Source organism: Haloferax profundi, from assembly GCF_001469865.1.
GTDB lineage: Archaea > Halobacteriota > Halobacteria > Halobacteriales > Haloferacaceae > Haloferax > Haloferax profundi.
Genome location: NZ_LOPV01000499.1, coordinates 1 through 1,381 on the forward strand (window position 1 = coordinate 1; position 1,381 = coordinate 1,381).

General features: G+C 58.1%; 2 protein-coding genes. Both read right to left on the reverse strand.

All coding sequences use genetic code 11. The features are described from left to right. Positions 1 to 549 (reverse strand): phospholipase D-like domain-containing protein (locus tag AUR66_RS22215; RefSeq protein WP_197409824.1); only part of this gene is annotated, 549 nt, incomplete at its 3' end. Positions 550 to 848: 299 nt separating this feature from the next. Further along, positions 849 to 1,381 (reverse strand): DUF1998 domain-containing protein (locus AUR66_RS22220; protein WP_197409825.1); only part of this gene is annotated, 533 nt, incomplete at its 5' end.

Here is a 1,381-nt window from a genome sequence, read left to right on the forward strand (position 1 = left end):
CACTTCGTCGAACACCGTCGCAGCGCCCTCAACGATGTCGCCTTCAACGACGACGCCGAACTCGAAGTTAGTCGAGAGACTCGTATCGGTCAGGTTCGCGCTTCCGACGTAGCAGACCCTCTCGTCAACGATCACGATTTTCGCGTGTGTCGCAAACGCCTGGGACCCCTGCTTCTCGTCCCATCGGTAGAGGTCTCTCACCTCAAAGTTGTCACGGTGTTCCTCGTCTATCAGGTCCCACATCTTGTTGAGTGTCGTTCGTGTGTCTCCTTCCTCGTCTGCGGTTTCTCGGGTCAGTAGGTGTGTTTCAACACCCCGCCGAGGGAGACTTGCAAGGTCGGACACGAGTTCGAGTGACGGATCGAAGTACGGGTTGGCGATTCGTACCGACGAATCGGCGTCGAACACCTGGTTTCGAATCGTAGAGGCGATGTCGGGGACCGAACGGACTCGTGCGGAGGTCGGTTCGAATCCCCCCGGGAGTGTGGCCACGAACTCGACGATGTCGTTCTGGTCCGTCGGGGTGGAACGGGCATCTGCTGCAATCACCGCGGCTTGCTGGGTCAGTACTCGGTCTACTTCGAGAGGATCAACTTCGAAAGTATAGGCGGCAAAACCCCGCTCGTCGGTTGCCGATTGAGTCGCTGCTCCGTTCTTCTGAAGACAGGTGAAGAGGGCAGCCGCTTCTCGGGTGGTTAGCGGTGTTTCTAACCCCCGATCTACGTCGCCCCGAGTTACGTCTCTGTGGTCGAAGCTCAAGATTGTGTCTCGGATAGAGATGACACGGTCAAGGTCGTCGAACTGGCGGACTACAGCGAAGTTCGTACAGATCGCATCGTGGTCGTCGGTCACACGTATTCCGACTCCCAGAACGCGGGTATTCGACCTCTGTCGTCGCCGACTAGATACCGTCGGTCGAGGCTCCCGTTGGCGCTCTCGCACGCGACTTCACTCATGTGGAGGCACGCGTGGCAGGCACCGTCCTCGTGTACACACACCGGGTCGTACACGCACTGCTGGACGTCTGCTATCGTCTCGTCCACCCAGGGGTGAATCCTCGTCTTGAACAGCGTGTGCATCCCTCCTAGGGAGAAGTGTTCGGTGCTGCTCGCGTAGAGGAAAATCGCCGGAATACTCGGCATCACGTACTCCGAGATGCTGTTGCTATCGAGACCACACTGTCCGCTCGCCGTCCGCATCAGCGCGTGGCTCATAGAGTGGAGGAGCGTGTATACTTCCCGTGTGAGGTCGTCTTCGATGGGCGAGTATTGGTCACGGAGTTCGTTGGTGTCTACGTTCTCCAAGAACCACTCCTTGAGGTCACTTTCGTCGTCTGTATCGGGACGTTCGACACCGCGAAGTGAGCCCTTCTCGTCTAGCC